The 17,097-nt window shown below is 38.1% G+C and carries 13 protein-coding genes; 7 read left to right on the top strand and 6 right to left on the bottom strand.

Features of this window, described 5'->3' with window-relative positions; translation table 11 throughout:
* Window positions 1–105 precede the first annotated feature (105 nt).
* Together BFG52_RS05685 and BFG52_RS05680 are read left to right on the top strand one after the other, a co-directional pair.
* The gene (locus BFG52_RS05685) at window positions 106–1,062 is read left to right on the top strand and encodes an Lrp/AsnC family transcriptional regulator (protein ID WP_067553478.1); all 957 of its coding nucleotides are present in this window, start codon (window positions 106–108) and stop codon (window positions 1,060–1,062) included.
* Between the two features lie 770 nt (window positions 1,063–1,832).
* Entirely contained in the window at window positions 1,833–2,945 is a 1,113-nt protein-coding gene (locus BFG52_RS05680) for a transglycosylase SLT domain-containing protein (RefSeq protein WP_067553476.1), read from the top strand.
* A 156-nt stretch (window positions 2,946–3,101) separates the two neighbouring features.
* Here the strand turns inward: BFG52_RS05680 and BFG52_RS05675 are convergent, their stop codons facing one another.
* Together BFG52_RS05675 and ttcA are read right to left on the bottom strand one after the other, a co-directional pair.
* Complete coding sequence (locus BFG52_RS05675) at window positions 3,102–3,485, bottom strand: SCP2 sterol-binding domain-containing protein (protein ID WP_067553474.1); 384 nt, start codon at window positions 3,483–3,485, stop codon at window positions 3,102–3,104.
* A 221-nt stretch (window positions 3,486–3,706) separates the two neighbouring features.
* A complete protein-coding gene (gene ttcA, locus BFG52_RS05670) occupies window positions 3,707–4,621 on the bottom strand; it encodes a tRNA 2-thiocytidine(32) synthetase TtcA (RefSeq protein ID WP_067553472.1) in 915 nt (304 codons plus the stop codon).
* Window positions 4,622–5,079: 458 nt separating this feature from the next.
* On the opposite strand from ttcA, the gene BFG52_RS05665 reads away from it, so the two are divergent.
* Both BFG52_RS05665 and htpX read left to right on the top strand, forming a co-directional pair.
* A complete protein-coding gene (locus BFG52_RS05665; protein WP_067553471.1) occupies window positions 5,080–5,940 on the top strand; it encodes a lytic transglycosylase domain-containing protein in 861 nt (286 codons plus the stop codon).
* A 245-nt stretch (window positions 5,941–6,185) separates the two neighbouring features.
* Window positions 6,186–7,091 carry a protease HtpX gene (gene htpX / locus BFG52_RS05660; protein WP_067553470.1) on the top strand — a complete coding sequence of 302 codons (906 nt, stop codon included), beginning with the start codon at window positions 6,186–6,188 and terminating at the stop codon, window positions 7,089–7,091.
* Window positions 7,092–7,169: 78 nt separating this feature from the next.
* Here htpX and mgtE read toward each other — a convergent pair whose 3' ends face one another.
* Both mgtE and BFG52_RS05650 read right to left on the bottom strand, forming a co-directional pair.
* Entirely contained in the window at window positions 7,170–8,516 is a 1,347-nt protein-coding gene (mgtE, locus tag BFG52_RS05655; protein WP_067553469.1) for a magnesium transporter, read from the bottom strand.
* 337 nt (window positions 8,517–8,853) lie between these two features.
* Window positions 8,854–11,955 (bottom strand): multidrug efflux RND transporter permease subunit, encoded by a 3,102-nt coding sequence (locus tag BFG52_RS05650; RefSeq protein ID WP_067553468.1) that lies wholly within the window; start codon window positions 11,953–11,955, stop codon window positions 8,854–8,856.
* A 248-nt stretch (window positions 11,956–12,203) separates the two neighbouring features.
* On the opposite strand from BFG52_RS05650, the gene BFG52_RS05645 reads away from it, so the two are divergent.
* Both BFG52_RS05645 and BFG52_RS05640 read left to right on the top strand, forming a co-directional pair.
* Window positions 12,204–13,322, top strand: a complete 1,119-nt coding sequence (locus BFG52_RS05645; RefSeq protein ID WP_067553467.1) for a glycerophosphodiester phosphodiesterase — start codon at window positions 12,204–12,206, stop codon at window positions 13,320–13,322.
* 88 nt (window positions 13,323–13,410) lie between these two features.
* Complete coding sequence (locus BFG52_RS05640; protein WP_067553466.1) at window positions 13,411–13,788, top strand: diacylglycerol kinase; 378 nt, start codon at window positions 13,411–13,413, stop codon at window positions 13,786–13,788.
* Between the two features lie 177 nt (window positions 13,789–13,965).
* Here BFG52_RS05640 and BFG52_RS17260 read toward each other — a convergent pair whose 3' ends face one another.
* Window positions 13,966–15,789, bottom strand: a complete 1,824-nt coding sequence (locus tag BFG52_RS17260; RefSeq protein ID WP_067553465.1) for a YadA-like family protein — start codon at window positions 15,787–15,789, stop codon at window positions 13,966–13,968.
* A gap of 680 nt (window positions 15,790–16,469) precedes the next feature.
* Here BFG52_RS17260 and BFG52_RS05630 point away from each other — a divergent pair.
* Entirely contained in the window at window positions 16,470–16,841 is a 372-nt protein-coding gene (locus BFG52_RS05630; protein WP_067559184.1) for a transcriptional regulator, read from the top strand.
* Here BFG52_RS05630 and BFG52_RS05625 read toward each other — a convergent pair.
* On the bottom strand, window positions 16,831–17,019 hold the full coding sequence (locus BFG52_RS05625) for a hypothetical protein (protein ID WP_067553464.1): 189 nt from the start codon (window positions 17,017–17,019) through the stop codon (window positions 16,831–16,833). The genes BFG52_RS05630 and BFG52_RS05625 overlap by 11 nt on opposite strands.
* Window positions 17,020–17,097 lie beyond the last annotated feature (78 nt).

Here is a 17,097-nt window from a genome sequence, read left to right as displayed (position 1 = left end):
CTCATCCATAAGCAACTACTCTGTGTTTAGACACTAATATTTGCTATATTTTGGTTTTTAGACTCAAAATCAGATTATATTTAATTTTTAGACAAGTCAACTTTTATGAATGAACTTTTAACGCTTGATGAAATTGATATTGCTTGCATGAATGCGCTGATGCAGAATCCACGCGGCTCTTGGCGTGAGCTCAGCCTTGCCTGTGATATTCCCGAGAAGAAACTTTCACGACGTATCAGTAAGCTTATAGATGATCAAATTATCCGAACATCAATTGAACTCAATCCCATTGTGGTCAATAAAGGCTTTACAGTACATGTCTGGATGAGTGTTAAATTCGGTAAAGAACAGCAGATTGCACAATTTCTAGCCCAGCGTCCTGAAGTCAGGATTGTATTCCTAACCACAGGACTTGCCGATATATTTTTAGAAATCGGTTTAGAAAAGCAAACTCAGTTAGCCCTTTGGATGCAAGATTTTGTTGCACAAATTCCGGATATTCACACTGTTGAGACACAGGTTGTGCTCAAACCCTTCTCTTGGGCAAGTAAGCCCAAAAACCATCTGCTCAACACCACGACAGCACAAAAAATTCGTCACATCACAGCAGATGAACGATCACTGATTCATGTACTTTCACATGATGGGCGGATCTCTATTAAAAGTTTAGCCGAGCAGATCGGCATGACGGAGCATAAAACACAAAAGCTATTAAATGATTTACTACAAGATGAAGTTTTTAATATCCGTATTGATTTCGAGCCGAGTTTGCTCGGTTTCAATACAGAAGCCATTATTCTTGTACAAAGCCGCCCTGAACATGCACAACATATTGCCCAAGCATTGACTGCATCGCCATATACCCGTTGTCTATTTGGGATGAGTGGTGAAGCACAATTTTTTTGGCATGTACTCTGTAAAGATCAAGCAGATTTATGGCAACTGACCATTGACGAGCTAGGTCAATTAGAGGGAATACAATCCTATAGCACCAACATGATTACCAATGCCTATAAGCGAGCTGGTTTCATGCGCAAAGGACTGAAAATTCAACTTTCTTAATTTTTTTTGTAACCGCACAGTTATTTAAATCACCAATGCATAAATTTATGTGTAATCTTAATAACTTAGCTTTCATTAAGTATTACACATATTTTTTAGCCATTGATCTATCTTGGTTAGAACTGCAATCTTGCGATTATGAAATAAAACTGATTAATCTCCTGCCACGCTTTCCTCTATTACACGCGTGCAATAACAGAGATTTTAATTCAGTTTTTTCTTATACAACACCAGAGATCAACGTTATTATCTTGGATAATATTTGCAAAAAATGAATACCAAGTCGAATTACCCCCTTATAAAATAAAAATAAATCATTTTATATCATATAGATATAAAATAATCACTTGTTATCGCCAATATCAACTGGGTAAAAGATTCTTGTCTTACTGATAGGAATCTATTTTATTTTTCTGCCTTAATTCCTTCATACTTTTTACAGATTACAGCAAACAAATCCTGTTTTATCTCATCAGAATTGTTTATAAATTGGCTCACTTTTTAAGCACAACATCGTACTGTTACCTATGTTAAGTATTTTTTATACAAAATTTGACAATATATTTTTTCGCGTATATTATTCGCCCACTTTTTAGCGAGATCATTTTTTGACCGAGCCAACCCAATATTTGTCAAATTCTTCCACATTCGTTCTACCAGTCTTATTGAATGGTGTTCATGCAGACCCGCCCTTATTGAATTTATCAACGTAATAAAATTGCCGTATTACCGCAATTTTATGGGCTGTAAATTATCGTAATGGAGACAACATGCACAGTAGTTCAACTTCTGGGTCGAGGCGTTGCCTATACTCACGTTTTACTTCAAATCTTCCAAAATTTCTTGTGATTGCTAGTCTAGCTGCAATTCCCTTTCACGGATCAAATGCCAATCGGATTCAATCTGCAATAGCACCGACCAGCCCCAACAAGCTTACAGTGGTCACCGTTGCCTCACCCAGCACAGTGTTGAATCAAGATGATTTCCGCTATGGTTTTGGCTATGATCTTGTGTATAAATATGCACAAAGTACTGACTTACAGCTTGATTTACATGTCGTTGCAGACAATGACACCGCTTTACAATGGGTCAAGCAAGGTAAAGCCAACTTGGCAATGACCACCCAACCGATTGATGAAATCAAAAGTAAAAGATTACGAGCGATTTCTGTAAGTTGTGATCATTACAGCATTTTGAGTCAACGGGGGTTAGACCACAATCTAAACTGGGTCGCGGCAAAGTCCAGCCCACAAATTGATCGCGCACAAAATTACCTTTGTGACAATCAACAAAGTGGTAACTTACAGCAATTAGCATCCTTCTATGATCGTAATGTCGTTTCTGAAGATGAATGGTTGCTACTCAACAAAATGCTCCATAAACGCATGCCGATTTATCGTGCCAGTTTAGAGCGTACTGCCGAAAATTATGCATTAGATTGGCATCTGCTGACCGCAATTGCCTTGCAAGAATCTCAGCTTAATCCACAATCTGTTTCACCCACTGGCGTCCGTGGCGTAATGATGCTAACCCATGCAACGGCCAAAGCCATGGGCGTACATAACCGCTTAGATCCCGAGCAGAGTATTCGCGGTGGTGCAAAATACTACGATCTCATGTTGCAAAAATATCAGGACATAGCCTTACCTGATCGTTATTGGTTCGCCTTGGTCGCTTATAATATGGGACCTGGCGCAGTTGATAAAATTCAACAGCAATTACAACAGCAAGGCAAAGATCCACAACAGTGGACCATGCTCTATGACTATTTGAATCGCCACCAAGCACAACATGGTCGCTATAAGCAAGCCATACAGTATGTAACACGTATACGCAGCTATCTGGAACGAATTAAAACCAATAGTGACTTTGTTGAAGTTTAAGCCGTCTCATTTACAGACGCTACAGCAATTCATATCTCATCCATCGGTGCAGCTGTGCGTTGCCCTAGCCCAAACATATTGTCATATTTCTGCAATGCTAAAATCAGGCATAAAAAAAGCTTAGTCCGTAAACTAAGCTTTTTTAAATATAATGACTTAAACAGTATGTTCCAAGATTTTTTTAAATAATGTTTTTTGCTCTTGGCTTGGTTTTGCAGTTTGTAATGCCATCAATTGTGACATATCGCCCTGAACCTTGATTTTACCTGTCATAAATGCCTGCATCGCAGCAGCCATATCAAACTCTAAAAACACTTTACGTAATGTTTCAGCGTCCATATTTAAGGTCGTTTTAGCATTTGCAGATGTGCCTTTTAAAATTTTACCACCATCTAATGATAGCTCAGTATTTCCTGAATCATCAGTGACTACTAAGTTAATGGCTAGATTGGCTAATGCTGGTGGTAAATTAAGATCACCGACTTCTGCTGTGAGTTTTTCAACCAAACCAAACCAATCATCTGTTAGAAATGCAGCCATGACTTTTCCTCAAAATTATTTATACATATGACGTGTTGTCTATCCAAACAACATCTTCGTAAATTCACTTACGTGAAGCATGTTATAGCATGATAATTTCAGTTTGGGCTAAACAAATTTGCACCAAGTGTTCACGTTTTATTAATTTTTTCATTTTTTTATTAAAATCGCGGCATTTGCTACTGCAAATGCCGCGATATAAAATCTCAAAATAATAAGGTTTATTCTGCAGCAAAACTCAAGTTCACCACATCTAAACGTTTCTTGAACTCTTCAGGACTACAGCTTTCGTCCTCCTCAACAATACGTTGAGAATCTAAGGCTTCAAAATCAAATAATTCGCGATCTGCGAGCTGCGAAGGTGAAACATTTTGTAAGGCACCAAAAATGCTATGCAAACGTTTTGGATATTTCTTATCCCATTCTCTTAACATATCATTGAGCATGGCACGCTGTAAGTTTTCTTGTGAACCACACAAGTTACATGGAATGATTGGAAACTTACGTAGTTCAGCATATTTAATAATATCTTTTTCTTCAACATAGGCTAAAGGTCGAATCAAGATATTACGCTTATCGGTAGACAATAGCTTGGGTGGCATCGCTTTCAAACTACCACCATGAAATAAGTTCAAAAAGAATGTCGCTAAGATATCATCACGATGATGACCTAAAGCAACTTTTGTCGCACCAATTTCTTGTGCAAAACCATAGAGAGAACCACGACGTAAACGCGAACACACTGCACAATAAGTCTTACCTTCTGGTGTTAAACGCTTCGTAATACTATAGGTATCTTTTTCTAAAATATAATATGGAATATTATTTTCTTCCATATAACGAGGGAGTACATCTTCTGGAAAACCAGGTTGTTTCTGATCTAGGTTAACAGCCACCACATCAAAGTTAATCGGTGCAATACGCTTAAATTGCAGCAAGATATCCAACAACGTGTAGCTGTCTTTGCCACCCGAAACACAAACCATTACTTTATCGCCCTCTTCAATCATTTGATAATCTCGAATCGCATGACCGACCTGGCGACGAAGTTTTTTTAATAAACGATAGTATGCCGAACTTGTCGGTAACTCTGGTTTAAAATTAAATCCTTGCTCGGACTCAAGTGGCGAATACATAAAAGCGCATAACCCAAAAAAAATTTGCCTAATTTTAGCCGATTCACCGATAAGACGCACCTATAACTTGCGTAATTTTAACAACAACACAAGAATTAATGCGGCATTAACAATATGACTTTTATGTTAAGAAAAATTAAGCTTAATACAGGCAAATAACGTGGTTTGGTTTTTTTCCACAGTTTTCCACAAAAGCTGTGGATAAAATTGTGGAAACTATAGGGCTTGACAAGTCTTTTACGCTGAAGATAGGGCATTCTCATTAGATTGTACGTTTTTTAATCGTTTTTTTATTCTATTAAATTCAATGGCTTACCTAAGTCAAGCAATCTATATTAAAAAAAAATTAAATTTTTTTTCGATTATTATGACAACAATCCAGACTTGATTTTTCTTTTACAAATTGATAAAAACAAGACTGGAGAATTTTGAATAATTTGCTGTAAAAGCGGCTCAATATGAATAAAACACATAAAAATAGCCCTGTCTATGCGAAGTTGATTTTTTTAACTATTTTTTTAAATTTAGGCAGTCTTGCACAGTATAGTCATGCTGAACAAATTTATAGTTATCGTGATCAACAAGGAACGACCTTACTGACCAATCAAAAACATAACGAACAAGGGCTCATTACTATAAAAGTGAACTATTATCCAGATAGTAATGTCCATCACTATAATAATTGGGGTAAAGACGAAGCCGCCGTATTGCCTAAGTTCGCACAAGGTAAAAATGCCTATGACGATTTAATTCAGCAAGCAGCAGCTCAGCACAATATTTCAGCTGGCTTAATAAAAGCTGTCATGCATACCGAATCTGGCTTCGATGTTCAAGCACGTTCGCCTGTGGGTGCACAAGGTTTAATGCAACTCATGCCTGCAACTGCAAAACGATTTAATGTCATAAACGCCTATGATCCTAAACAGAATATCTTTGCTGGCGCACAATACTTAAGCTGGTTGCTAAAACGCTTCAATGGACAAACTGAGCTTGCCCTCGCTGCGTATAATGCAGGTGAAGGGAATGTCAAAAAATATGGTGGGATTCCACCTTTTCGTGAGACACAGGACTATGTCAAACGAGTCAGTAGTCGTTATAACAACCTATATGCCGATGGCAACTATATCTCCAATAGCAACACAACATCTACCACACCATCCAAGCCAACCGCAACTGAACAAGCGCAAATGGCAAGCAATAATCGTTATAGCAATCGACCAATTATTGCCATCTCAAATCATCATTTTAGCAATAAAACCACAGGTTCTTATAGCACAGAACATGCAACTGCGACGGCAAAGATTATCATTGATCCTTAACAGCTGACTCAACTCAGCGATTTTCATTTGCTCATCCACTTCACTTTAGCTTAGCAATGTTCAAGATCATTGACATTATTCGATGAAATGCACAGAAATCAAGCTCATATCTCTAGGCTTTATCAGTATTTTTTTAAAGCTTTAACGGTTTTATTCTTGAATTTTGTGCCCTTCCCCCTCATATTCTATATTTGATTTGTAGCTTATAAATCAAATCTTTTACTATCTATAAGAGGATATTCTTGATGATGCGGATTGGTTTGTTTTTGCTTACCAACCTCGCGGTACTAGTTGTAGCTGGCTTAATCCTATCGATATTAGGTGTAGGAAGTTACCGTAGCGCTGGCGGTCTAAATTTAGGCAACTTAATGGTGATCTGTTTAGTCTTTGGTATGGTGGGATCAATGATTTCACTTTTCATGTCTAAATGGATGGCAATTAAAAGTACAGGTACGGTACTGATCGACCCTAATGCACCTCGTGATCAAGCTGAAGCATGGTTATTACAAGAGGTTGCGCAATTATCTCAACGTGCTGGTATTCAAATGCCTGAAGTTGGTATTTTTCCTTCCTATCAATCCAATGCATTTGCAACAGGCTGGAATAAAAACGATGCTTTAGTATCGGTTTCTTCTGGTTTGTTACAACGCATGAATAAGGATGAATTACGCGCAGTATTAGCCCATGAGATTGGACATGTTGCCAATGGTGATATGGTGACTTTGGCCTTGATTCAAGGTGTGGTAAACGCCTTCGTCATGTTCTTTGCCCGTATTGTTGGTGACTTTATTGACCGTAATGTCTTTGGTCGTGAAGAAGGTCAAGCACCTGGTTTAGCATTCTTTGCCATTACCATTGTGCTCGATATTGTTTTCGGTATTTTAGCCTCAGCCATTGTCATGTGGTTTTCACGCTATCGTGAATATCGTGCCGACGAAGCCGGAGCCAGACTTGCTGGAAAACAAGCTATGATCAATGCCTTGTTACGCTTACAAGCTGAATCAGAAATGCCAGATCAAATGCCAAGTGAAATGAAGGCTTTTGCCATCGCGGAAGGTAAGCAAGAAGGATTTAGTTTAGCCGCTTTATTCCAGACCCACCCAACGATCGAACAACGTGTTGCAGCCTTACAACAGCTCAATGTACAGTAATAAATAATCGCCCCAAAAAATAAACCTCAAATTGAGGTTTATTTTTTATTTATTTTAAGTTTTTATTTATTTTAAGCCCTAAACGGGTAAACCTAAAATCAAAGAAGCAATATATAAATAAACCAACACACCCGTGGCATCACAAATCGATGTAACCAATGGTGCTGAAGCGCTGGCTGGATCTAAGCCCAAACGATTTAATATAAAAGGTAAGCTCATGCCAATAATACAACCGAGTAAAACAATACCGACCATACTCAATGCCAAAACCAGAGACACTGCGGCATCACCACGATAATAGCCTAATAGCGATACCGCGATTGCCATGGTTCCCCCCAAACATAATGCCACCAAAACTTCACGGCACATCAGTGCAAACCAATCTCTGATTCCCACCTCACCGGTCGCTAATGCGCGTACCATTAATGTTGCAGATTGAGATCCAGCATTCCCGCCACTCCCGACTAATAAGGGTAAGAAAAATACCAATACGATGTGGGCAGCAATAATTTCCTCAAAATGGGCAATCCCAATCCCAGACAGTAAACTACCAAAAACTAAAAACACCAACCAAAAAACACGCTTACGATATAACAAATTAATGGGCGCAGTTTTTAAATTAATTTTACTGCTCGCCTGTACCGCACCAGCTTTTAAGAAATCCTCATTGGCTTCTTCAATCACCACATCCATAGCATCATCATAGGTTACGATCCCCACCATTTCACCATGCTCATCAACGATCGGGACTGCTATCAAATCATAACGTTCAATCATTTTAACGACTTCGACTTGATTTAAATCTACCTCTGCACAAATCACGTCTTTGGTCATTAAATTGGAAATAATCTGATTTTCTTGCGCCAGAATAAGTTGTTTTAAAGAAATTACTCCAATTAAACGTCTATGATCATCCAACACATAGGCAATATAAATGGTTTCTCGATCTGGTGCCTCCAGCCGAATCGTCCGTATTGCTTCTGTCACCGTCATTTCAGGCTTTAAAGTCACATATTCAGAGCTCATTAATGCCCCGGCAGTTCCTTCATGATAGGCGGCCAATTTACGGATATCTTCACGCTCTAACTGAGCTAAAGCGGGTAATAATGCATCTTGTTGTTCTGCAGTCAGACTTTTATATAAATCCACACGCTTATCGGAAGGCATTTCACCAATGATTTCAGCCAGAGTCGCACGCGTCATATGCTGGGCAAAATGAACTTGGTCTTCTGCGTCTAAATGCGAAAATACAAAGGCACGATCTGAGAGTTCTAATAATAAAATCAATGCATTGTCATGAGGGAGCTTAGCTAGCACTTCGGCCATATCGGCAGGCTGAAAAGTACTGACCGCATCTAAAGCCAGTTGGATATCTTTTTTTTCAAGTGAATCATTTAGTAAATAGATAAAATTATTGTAACGCATTCTGCCACCTATAAACTCCACACACTGAAGCCTATAGGTCTTCAATGGTGATTAGTTTAGCATTACCGTTGTGCAAGTTAGACACAGTCGGTTGGGATGATTGAGCTTAGTTCGATTTAAATAACAACTATGGCTGTCCATTGTGGATATTAAAACTCTCTAGTACGTGCCGCTTATCCGGCGCGCCAATACTACAAAAAAAATCATTGCAGCTCAACAGCCTAGCCATGCTAAGTTATTGAGCTATAGTGATTTCCACGCTTGGCACTGTTTTAGAAGCTAGGCTTAGCTTAGCTGATTTAGATGAAAAATACCGTTAAATCATGACTTTATTTATTTAAGTTATGCTGTTTCTATTCACTACTACTCTACGAATCATAACAAACATAAAAGGAATAAATACAAAGACCAATACCGTACCAAATAATACACCACCCAATATACTGGTACCAATTTCTTGACGACTCGCAGCCCCCGCCCCTGTTGCAAAAACCAAAGGTAAAATACCCGCCCCAAATGCAATCGAAGTCATCAAAATTGGGCGTAGTCGCAAACTTGCGCCTTGTAATGCCGCCTCCACTATTGAAGCACCTTTTTGTTGCGCTAATGCTGCAAACTCAACAATTAATATGGCATTTTTACAAGACAAACCAATGGTCGTCAGTAAGGCAATCTGAAAATAAATATCATTTGCCAAGCCAAACATACTACTGAAGACGATATTTCCGCCCATCCCCAGCGGAATGGCGGTCATCACTGCGGTAGGAATAGACCAACTTTCATATAGGGCTGCAAGGCATAAGAAAATAAAACCAATCGATGATAAATATAACCAAAGCGCTTGTTGTTTGGCTTGTTGCTCTTGTAGGGATAAACCACTCCAAGCCACACTAATTCCTGGGAATTGATCAACCAAATGTTGAATATCACGCATTGCTACACCCGTACTCGCATTGGCATGACTATCTGCTTCCATGGATAAAGCGCGATAGCCTTGGAAGCGATTCACGACATCAGGTCCACCATCCCAATTAATACTGGCAAAGTTACTAAACTCTATCATTTGATTATTTTGATTCCGCACCGCCCATTGTGCTAAATCTTCTGGTTTAGAGCGGTATGCAGCATCACCCTGCATATATACGCGCTTAATCTTACCGCGATCAATAAAGTCATTCACATAACTCCCTCCCCATGCCGTAGATAGGGTGCTATTAATAGCGGGTAACGGTACTTGATGTAATGCTGCTAAACGATGATCAATTTTGACATTTAACTTGGCTTTGTCTGGATTACTACGGTTTTGAAATTTCTCAAAACTGTCATATTCATTTGCTTTTAATTTAATCGCCTCATATTGCTGCTGCAAATATTGACGCCCTTGTCCATTTACATCTTGCAGCCAGAAATCAAGGCTATTGGTATCGCCTAAACCACTGACTGCAGCAGGTAAACTCACCAACACAAAAGAAACTTCTAAATGCTGTCTAAAATATTTTTCCGCACGTTGTTTAATCGCTAAGGCGGTTTGCTCTGGTGATTTACGCTGATCCCAAGATTTTAACGCCACAAAACCAGTACCAAGATTTTGTGCAGTGCCAGAAAAATTACGCCCATAACGCATCAGCACGATATCTACATTGGCTTTTTCTTGTTCTAAAAAATAACGTTGAATCTGTTCACCCACCACTACACTTTTACTCATCGGTGCACCATCCACTAAACGAAACTGTACACTCAGTATTCCTTGGTCTTCACTGGGTATAAAACTCGTAGGCAACGCGCGATACAATAAGCTAAAAACAGCGATAAGCGCGATAAAACAAATCATCATCGCCCATTTATAATTTAAAGTCAGGTGAATGGTTTTTCTATAATACGTATCGATACTCTTTAAAGTGTTATTAAATAGCTCAGCCCAACGCGCAGTTTTTTGTTTTGGTTTTAAAATAATTGCACAAAGTGCTGGTGTTAAGATTAAAGCTGTCAGCAGAGATAAACTCATTGCTGCGACTAAAGTAACCGAAAATTGTCGATAAATTACACCTGTTGCCCCGGGAAAAAATGCCATGGGAATAAATACTGCTGTCAGCACTAAAGTAATCCCAATTAATGCCCCACTCATGTCTTGCATGGATGCCAATGCTGCTTGCTGAGCATCCATGGCTTGTTCATGCATTAAGCGCTCGACGTTCTCCACCACAACAATGGCATCATCAACCAACAAACCAATAGCCAATACCAAGGCAAATAAAGTTAAGGTGTTAATACTCATTCCAAACACTGCTAAAATAGCAAAAGTTCCCAAAATCACCACAGGAACGGTAATCGTTGGAATAAGTGTTGCTCTCCAGCTTTGTAGAAATAAATACATCACCAGAACAACTAAAAGCATTGCTTCGATTAAGGTCTTAACGACCTCTTCTATTGAAGCTTGCACAAATGGTGTGTTATCACGTGGATATACAATTTTATAGCCTTGTGGTAATTGCGTTGCAAGCCGTGCCAATTCTGCTTTAATAATTTTTGATGTTGCCAACGCATTTGCACCGGATGCCAGCGAAATCGCCATACCAGCAGATGCATGTCCATTAATGGTATTAAATGATTGGTAGTTTTCCGCTCCCAATTCTACGCGTGCCACATCTTTTAAATATATCAAGCTACCATCAGGATTAGACTTGACAATAATTTCTTTAAACTCATCGGCTGTTTTAAGCCGTGAACCAGCAATAACTTTGGCATTGAGATATTGCTGATCTAGCGTTGGTAAATCACCAATTCCCCCTGCGGCAACTTGCGTATTTTGTGCTTCAATAGATGTCCGAATATCTGACGGCATTAATTGAAATTTTTTCAATGCATGTGGGTCTAACCAAATACGCATCGCATATTGCGAACCAAATACATCAACTTCCCCCACACCATCTAAACGCGCTAATTCTTGTTCAATATGATTGGTTAAATAATCCGATAATTCGATGTTATTCGCTGCACCACGCTCATCATATAAACCAATTACCATAAAGGTATCGCCCAATGATTTATATACATTGACCCCTTGTCGTTGTACGTCATCGGGTAAGCGGTTAATGGCGCTATTAATATTATTTTGAACTTGAACTTGGGCTGTATCTGGATTCGTCCCTGTTTCAAAACTGAGGCTAATGCGGCTACGACCAGATGAATCACTACTCGAATTAAAATATAATAAGTGATCGATTCCCTTTATTTGTTGCTCCAAAACTTGGGTAACACTTTCTTCTACCGTTTCGGCATCGGCACCCGCATAACTGGTAGAAATGGTAATTCTTGGTGGCGCGATATCCGGATAACGCTCAATGGGAAGGTTCAGCATTGCAAAAATACCAAACGCCATAACCATGATTGCCAGTACCCCAGCAAAAATTGGTCGCTGTATAAAAAACCTTGATAACATGTTGTATTCTTTATGTCTTGCAGCACAGTAAGCTTATGCTGTCGTTGATTTTAAATTCGATTAATAATCAATGAGTAAAATATAAAATTCAATCACTTTTACACAATATATGCCATAAAATGAAATTAAGAAGATATTGTGTAGTTTGCTCAGTTTAAATCATTCTGTCATCAAGCTTTCATCGCGATCATCTAAGTTAAGCGCGTTAAAATCGAGTACATAGACCTATTCACAATATCGAGAACAATATGAAAAAAATGATTTTGATGAGCGCTACTTTGATGCTTGCAGCGTGTGATGAGCAAGATAAAAATACATCTGACCAGAAAGCCTCAACACAACAAGCTATGCCGCTTATTATTGCACATCGTGGCGCCAGTGCACTGCGACCAGAACATACTTTAGCTGCATATCAAAAGGCGATCGATGATGGCGCAGATTTTATTGAACCAGACCTCGTCGCAACGCAAGATGGTTATTTAATTGCCCGTCATGAAAACGAGATCGGAAGCACAACCAATATTGCCAGCCTACCACAATTTGCATCACGCAAAACCACTAAAGTCATTGATGGTACTGAACTGAATGGTTGGTTTACTGAAGATTTGAGCCTAAATGAATTAAAGCAACTCAAAGCGCGCGAACGAATTGCTGATATTCGCCCAGATAATACACGCTATAATGATTTATATGAAATTCCGACATTGGAACAAATCATCGACCTCGCCGAACAGCACTATAAAAAAACCGGAAAAGTCATCGGACTATATATAGAAACAAAGCATCCTACGTATTTTCAAAATAAAAACTTAGCACTAGAAGATAGACTGTTAAAAACCTTAGCACAACACCATTATACTCGCGAGATTGCGCCTATTTATTTACAATCTTTTGAAGTAAATAATTTAAAATATATGAGCGATCAACTTAAACAACATCGTTCTGTAAAACACGCCAAAATTATCCAACTGTATGATGAGAAAAAAATGTCACCTGCAGATCTTGCTGGTGCGACGCAATATGCCAGCATGGCAACTGCCGCAGGTTTAAAAAATGTTGCCAGCTATGCCGATGGCGTTGGTCCTAGTAAAGACTATATTATTGACAACAATGCTCAGGTTACTAGCTTTGTAAAAGATGCGCACGCTGTAGGATTAAAAGTTCATCCTTATACTTTTAGACCCGAAAACCAATTTTTAAATAGCGCATTAAAATGCCCTGGCGCTGCCAAATTACGCTGCGTCACAGGGGCAGAAAAAGAGTTGTCATTATTTTTTAAAGCAGGTGTAGATGGCGTATTTGCGGATGATCCAGCCCTTGCCCGTCAGGCACTGACAAAATATATCAACGCACAAACAAATAGATAATTTAATCAGTTCTCGAGCTATTTGAAATAGGATTTATAGCCATTCGAAGGTATGATATCTGTAATATTAAAATTATATTTTTATGGTTATGGATCATTTCTCACCTTTAAAAGGTAAAACAGGTATAAAGCGCATCTTCAATGCCGCTCGATATTCACTTTCTGGTTTCAAAGCTGCTTTTAAACATGAGGCAGCTTTTAGACAAATCATCTTCATTAACATGCTTCTCATACCATTGAGTTTTTATTTTGATGTCAGTCGTGCAGAGCGTGCAATCATGATTATGGTCTGTTTACTGGCGATTATTGTTGAACTGTTTAATTCTGCGATTGAAGCTGTTGTCGATCGAATTTCTTTAGACCAACATCCATTATCAAAAAATGCCAAAGATATGGGGAGCGCAGCGCAATTTATTGCGCTTAGTATTATTTTTCTAAGCTGGTTAATTATTTTACTGCCCTATTAATTCGAATCCATAATTCGAATCCAGCCATGCAATAGAACGCATGGCTATTACATCTTTTCTTTAGAATATCTTTAGGCATTTAGCTTTGTTTAATCTTTTTTCTATTGCAAAAAAAACTGAACCCAATAAGGGTTCAGTCTCTTGTTATCTATGGATAAATCATTTTAAGATAATGACTTATTTTCCACCGAATACATAAGATACACCGATACGACCACCAACTTCACCGCCGCCCGCTACACCGAATGCACCGCTGAATGAAGTACGACCATCTGGAAGTACAGTTGCGATACCTAAAGCACCAGCACCTTCACTCTTATACACACCTGCACCACCAAACACAGCAGTTTGACCTGCGCCTAGGTTAGGAATAGCTTGTTGAGCAGCCAACGCAATTGCAACACCACGGTAAGCAGTTTTCTCAACGTCATCAATACGGTTGTTCAAGTCAGAAGCAACGCTATTGAATTGTTGTAAACGTTGATCAACTTCTACAATTTTCTTATCGATTTCTGCAGTCGCTTTACCCACCGAAGTGTCGATTGATTCAACGATACTTTGACCATTGATTTGATAGTCAGCCGCGTTGATTACACCAGTAGTAGAAATACCATCAGCAGTTACAGTTGTTTTTGCTGTTTCGCCTTTTTCGTTGGTTTTCGCAACTTCTAAGCCATATTTGTTAGACTTATCTTCGTTTTGACCAATGATACCGGTAGAAACAGATTGCTGTGATTGCAATTTAGTTTTATCGCCACCAAATTCAGAAAGTACGTTTGTAGTTGAACCACCTGGTGTTGTAATACCAGCATTCACAACAGTTTTGTCTGTTGTATAAGTAGATTCACTATAAGTCACATTCTGGTTGGTTACAGTATTGTGAGTTTTAGATGTTTGCCAAGTACCTTCGTTATATTCTGCAGTACCAGTTTTAGTATGTGTACCAGCTACAGGTTTATCACCTTTATACTCAACGAGCGTACCATTTGAATATTCATAGAACTTAGACTCGAGCTCATTGCCTTTGTCATTGTTATAGATTTCAACAACAGTTTTGCCACCAACGTCGTATTGACGTGATTTTTGCGTACCGCTCACTTTAGAGTCAATTAATTTATCATTGGTAATGACACTACCGTCAGTTTGCAATTGACCATTATTTGATAAATCAGCTAAAGCAATACCATTACCAGTCATCATAGTCACGTTATTGTTATCACGTGCACTCACACCATAAATATTTTTTGATGGGTCAATTTGTGGACCACGACCAGTATTGGCTAAAATACCTGATTGCACATAACGAACATCAGTCGCTTGTGCTGTAGTTTGACCAAAGTTGCCTTTGACTTTTTCTTCTGTACCGTCTGGGTTAACGATGGTACCGTCTACACCACCAGTTTGGTTAACTTTAGCACCTTGATAACCATAAAGTACATGCTCACCATTCACGACTTTGTTTTCAAAACCTGAATTCAGTGTCGCACCTGTAGTTCCTTCAATTTGACCACCTTTTTCCAAGGTTTTTACGTCAACTTTGCCAGTATAAGCAACTAGATCATTACCAGATTTAACAAAGTAACCTGAAGATTCACCTGTTGTAGGGTTAACAAACTCAAAAACAGTTTCATTATTGCTGCCTTTATATTTAAAGACGTCATATTTAATCGCGTTACCAGCAGTTGTTGAACCGACAGTATTACTACCGAGATCAATACCTACCCATTGACCAGCACTATTGTTGACATCTTTAATTGTTGGCAAATAGTTATTGGCATAATGTGGTGCACCATACTTCTGGTCATCTTGTGTAGCATGTACGCCATAAACAGGAGCTTGCACATAACCTTGGTTTGTACCGCCAATATGAGTAGGACCTTGGTAAATTGACTCACCAGAAACTAGACCATCTGTTACCTGTACTGGTTTTGCTTGTTGCGCACTTACTGAAGCTGCTACTAGCGCCAAACTTGCTGCTAAAAATGTTTTCTGAAGTTTCATATAAATTCCTTCAATTTTTGTAAAAAGACTGGCTTACCCTAGGATGATGTAAACCAGCAAAACTGAGACGAATGCGTGGTTATTCAGGAAGTTCGCCATCCTTACCCAGTCGCCACTATGCGACACTGGTGTAATCATATACAAAACAGAACCATTTTACCAATCAAAACTTGATTAAAATTTCAATTATTAATTGATTGTATTTATTTTTTTATTATATATCTTTAAGAAACAATATCTTACATAAAAGACATTTGAGCGTTTATTGTTCAATTTTCGCAATTTTATCTTTTTCAACATACCCATTTTTAGTCATAGCTGCTTAAATTTATGATCCTTACTATCTGATATTATTAGCTTTAATCTTATAGAGTCATTTTTATTGATTAAAAATGACTTAGAAGTTCTAGATCATGAATAGCCAATAGGATTTTTAGCCATTTCCTGCAAAAAAAATCTGTGCTGACTAAAGTTAAACTTAGTATAAGATCACGGTTTTAAATAAAAATTTGAAATTAAAAATAATATTTATCAAATAAATAGGCTACAATCTTTAGATGCAATAGCACTTTACATTTTATCGATATAATCCATCAAATATGAAGAAAAAATAACAATTTATAAAAGTTAAAAAGCAGAAAATGTATATAATTGATAGCAGTTTAGCCGAATGTTTTAATATGAGTAACCAGCAAGAAAAAGTCGCATTTTCAAAACGCCTGAATAAGGCGTTACTTGATTGTAAGCATCCAATTAGTCCAACCTATTTAGCCAACGAATTTAATAATCGCTATCATGGTCAGAGTATAAGTATTCAATCTGCAAATAATTGGTTGCAAGGCAAAGCTATCCCCAGTCAAGATAAACTTTCTATACTGGCATTATGGCTCAATGTTTCAAATCAATGGCTACGTTTTGGTGACTCAGAAATGAGCAATTCGACCTCATATACCGCAGCTGCAGATGATATTGACTATTTACTTAAATTTAAAAAGCTCTCAGCACAACAGAAGAAAATCATCCTTTCAATTATTGATGAATTTATTTCATAATTTTTTCATCAATTAAACTTAAAAAATATTCACGTTCCTGCTGATATTTTTGAATCAATAGCTCATACTCAGATAACTTCTTATACAGATTTTGAAGTTCATGCTTAGCTATTAAAATGTGATCTGGCGGCAATGCTTCACGCAGTTTTTCTCTGCAATTTTCATTTATTATAGACATATTACAAAAGTATTAATCATTAATGGCGTAACTATAAACTAAAAACAATATTTATGTCAAAGTAAAAATTTATTTGCT

This window comes from Acinetobacter larvae (assembly GCF_001704115.1).
GTDB lineage: Bacteria > Pseudomonadota > Gammaproteobacteria > Pseudomonadales > Moraxellaceae > Acinetobacter > Acinetobacter larvae.
The sequence above is the reverse complement of the archived record's forward strand: the minus strand, read 5'-3'. Positions and strand labels throughout refer to the sequence as shown.